Here is a 3,694-nt window from a genome sequence, read left to right as displayed (position 1 = left end):
CAGAGGGACTTGCCGGAATGACTCACCGGGTGAGGCCTGGGAGGCACTATCCACGAAAATCTATGCGTCCCAGAACCCGATGGAACTCTTTTGATGCCCCGGCAAGAGTTTAACCGAATGCCATTGTCCGGCGTAGAACCCCCTATTTACCCGGTGTTAAAAACCTCAGTACCCATACCCTATTATCTTATCGTGACACTTTTCGTTTGTTACTCGTGTTCTGCAAAGATGTCCTGAATATTCCTCCCGAAAAACTGTGTTTAAACAGACTGGACGACCGTCTGATAACCGGTTTTCTGGAATGGCTTGAAAATGAACGAAACTGTTCCATTGCGACGAGAAATCAACGACTGGTCGCCATTCATGTGTTTTTTCGCTATGTTCAGGTACAGGAGCCCGGGCAGCTTCATTTGTGTCAGCGGATTCTACAAATTCCCGGCAAAAAGCATCAGCGGCAGATTGTTCGGCATCTTACGCCGGAACAGACAAAGGATTTGCTTGCGGTTCCAGATCCACGCACTCAGTCCGGGCGTCGGGATATGACACTACTCAGTGTCCTCTATGATACCGGGGCAAGGGTTCAGGAGCTTTGTGATTTACGCGTCCGTGACATTAGACTGGAGCCGCCTGCAATAATAACCCTGACCGGAAAGGGGCACAAAACACGTCATGTTCCCCTTTTAGGCAACACCGTGGCGCTTTTGCGCTCATATATGCAGGAAAATAATCTTTTGCACAACGGAAAATTGGATTCGCCGCTGTTCATAAATCAGCGTCATACCAAGCTGACCCGCGGTGGAATTAGCTATATCCTGCAAAAGCATGCAAAGGCAATATCCTCTCGGCATCCGGGTATGAAAGAAAAAATCACGCCTCATATCCTTCGTCACTCAAAAGCCATGCATTTATACCAGTCCGGCGTCAGTCTGGTCTATATCCGTGATATTCTGGGGCATGTGGACATATCGACCACAGATATTTATGCAAGGGCTGATACAGAATCCAAACGCAAGGCTCTGGAAAACGCGTATCCGGATATTACACCAGAGGTACTACCAGACTGGAGTCATGATGAAAATTTACTTGGATTCTTAAATAACCTGTAGTAATCCCCAATTTATTATGCTTACTCTTTGTGGCGTATGGCCTTATCCCATACGCCCAACCTGGGATCACGGCGCATTTGTCTTTACTGTGCATTAGGTTCAATCCTGTCGCCGGTGCTGGCCAATATCTACCTGCATCATGTGATAGATGAATGGTTTGATGAAATCAGCCGTTCCCATATCCATGGACGGGCAGAGATGGTGAGGTATGCTGATGACATGGTGTTTACTTTCCAGTATCCCAGTGAAGCTAAACGTTTCTACAAGGTATTATCTAAGAGACTGAATAAGTACGGCTTGAAGTTGCATGAAGACAAATCGCAATTAATTCCTGCGGGTCACATTGCGGCAATGCGAGCTAACCAGTCAGGAAAACGCTTGCCAACGTTCAATTTTCTGGGATTTACCTGCTATTGGGGGAAAACGCGAAAGGGTTTCTGGCGACTGAAATTTACCAGCCGAAAAGACCGTTTCGCCGCTAAATTGAAGGGACTCAGGGACTTTCTATGGAAGAATCTGAGTACCGACAAACGGCAAATCCTGAATACCGTCATTAGAGTGATCAGAGGCTGGATAAATTATCACAGCATATCTGATAACCTAGAGACGAGTTGGGCAGTTTATCTACCAAAGTATGCGAATAATCTATAGAGGGTTCAACCGTAAAAGTGGTCGTCGCCGACTGACGTGGAAAAAGCTGAATCTGATCTTGAAAATGCTGGGTTATCCAACGAAATGGAAAACCCGATCAATACTCTGGACTCGCTGAATATGTGTAGGGACACTGATCTGTCGGGAGCCGGATGCGGTAGTTCCGCACGTCCGGTTCTGAGGAGGGGCCCGTCTGGGTAACCGGCTGGTCTACTCAACCGCTGGTCCATACAGCCCGAATCTGAACCCGATAGAAAGGCTGTGGAAGGTGATGAATGAACAAGTCAGAAATAACCATTATTTCACCTCGACGGCCTTGTTCAGGCAGGCAATCCATCGCTTTTTTACGGAAAGATTACCGGAACTTGCCGGGAACCTGTCGTGCTGTATTAATGACAACTTCCAGGTTTTGAATCTTGCATCTTCAAGTTAAGCGGGTATATAACTGTAAGAATAACCACACATGTTATTTCGGTATTTATGTATTAAATGAAAATGTAAAATTAATTTATGTCGATAAAAACACATATTTAACAAAATTTTTATTGATACAAATTAGTTTATTAAAAAGCATTTCATCTGTAAAAATAATGGAATTAATTAACATTAATTAAGGATATTTATGTCGAAAGAAAATGAAATTAACATGGATTTTTTGAAAGGATTAGAGAAAAATATTTGTCCAGTATGTGGTGAAGAAGATTGTCCATATCCAAGAGATAAAAGAGGGGGCAAAGTAATTGAAGACATAATGAAGGCGTACACCCAAGGGGATATGACGAAGGTAAAAAAATTACATGTGTCGAAAATGCTTCCGCTTAGACAAGCAAACTTTGGTAGGGGTGGTCCTGGTTCGAATGAAGGGTTTTTCGATAAAGCTCAAAATAGCAAACCCAGCATGAGTTCATTCGGCATGTTGCAACATTTTTTCGGAAAATCAGGCCGAGAACTGACACTCTCTGAAATCGGTGTACATGATAAAGTTCGTGGCTTGATGCAGAAACCAGGTGCATTTGGCAGGCCAGAAGGCAGTATTCAGTCTCGTTTTATTTCACAGATTCAGAGTGGTGAACGAGTTGATTTTGAAAATAGGTATAATTTTGGTCTAGAAAAAAAAGTCCCGATTTACGATCCGCTTTGGGGTATTGGAGGTGCAACGGTCAGTGGGAGTCTTACAAATGTGAGTGTTGAAAAAGTGGGTGATGCATATAATGTATCTGGTACAATAAATTATAAACTATATGATAAATTTACTGACCCATACGACACATTTAATTGGGTGAAAGAGGATATTAATGTGGGAGGAAAGCCATTTGATATCACAGGGGAATGGAAAGAAAATGTCAGTTTTCCAGTTAGCCGACAAATTCAGGAAAATAGATTAATGCAACTTCTTAAGAATAGAAAACCGTAAGGATAAAAAACAATCCCTTGGTTGCTCATGCAATGAGCAACCAAGCGCGAATACTCCATTAAAATAAATATTGATAAGAAAACTGTGGAATAAGTAGACTTAATATAAAAACAAATGTCATTAATAACGACGTCCATATTGTTTTTTTTACATTCCTTTCCAATATAAAGAAATAACTAACCATTATGGTTAAAAAGAAAAAAGTTACAATTGACATAAAAAGCATGGCGACGAATAACATAACACATCCTTTACCGAAAATTTTCCATAATCATATAGATAATTGAGTGGAAATCATAATTTTTCATAATCTCCTTGATTTAACTCCGGTAATGTACCATACAAATTTGTAACTACATGAACGTATTGGCTATTTTTGCCCATCCCCCGATAGGATTCAAAGTTACTTTTCAAGCCCTTCCACTGTTTATGACTTTAATCTGTAAATAATGTCGTCAGGTCAACCGACTTGACGAACTCACCAACGCTAAATGTTGTCGCTATGTCATTAAACTCAAATCGA

At 41.7% G+C, this 3,694-nt stretch carries 2 protein-coding genes and 2 pseudogenes; all 4 read left to right on the top strand.

The window, feature by feature from the left end:
* The first annotated feature begins 122 nt into the window (after positions 1-122).
* The 4 genes and pseudogenes from C5471_RS22665 (at position 123) to C5471_RS22650 (ending at position 3,171) form a co-directional block, all read left to right on the top strand.
* Positions 123-1,106 (top strand): tyrosine-type recombinase/integrase, encoded by a 984-nt coding sequence (locus C5471_RS22665; protein WP_133814741.1) that lies wholly within the window; start codon positions 123-125, stop codon positions 1,104-1,106.
* 87 nt (positions 1,107-1,193) lie between these two features.
* Positions 1,194-1,875, top strand: a pseudogene (locus tag C5471_RS22660) (reverse transcriptase domain-containing protein); the annotation flags it as partial.
* A 108-nt stretch (positions 1,876-1,983) separates the two neighbouring features.
* Positions 1,984-2,190, top strand: a pseudogene (locus tag C5471_RS22655) (transposase); the annotation flags it as partial.
* A gap of 189 nt (positions 2,191-2,379) precedes the next feature.
* Entirely contained in the window at positions 2,380-3,171 is a 792-nt protein-coding gene (locus tag C5471_RS22650; protein ID WP_166296473.1) for a hypothetical protein, read from the top strand.
* Positions 3,172-3,694 lie beyond the last annotated feature (523 nt).

Source organism: Photorhabdus tasmaniensis (assembly GCF_011189505.1).
Lineage (GTDB): Bacteria > Pseudomonadota > Gammaproteobacteria > Enterobacterales > Enterobacteriaceae > Photorhabdus > Photorhabdus tasmaniensis.
Note: the sequence above shows the minus strand (reverse complement) of the source record. Positions and strands in the feature narration are given on the sequence as shown.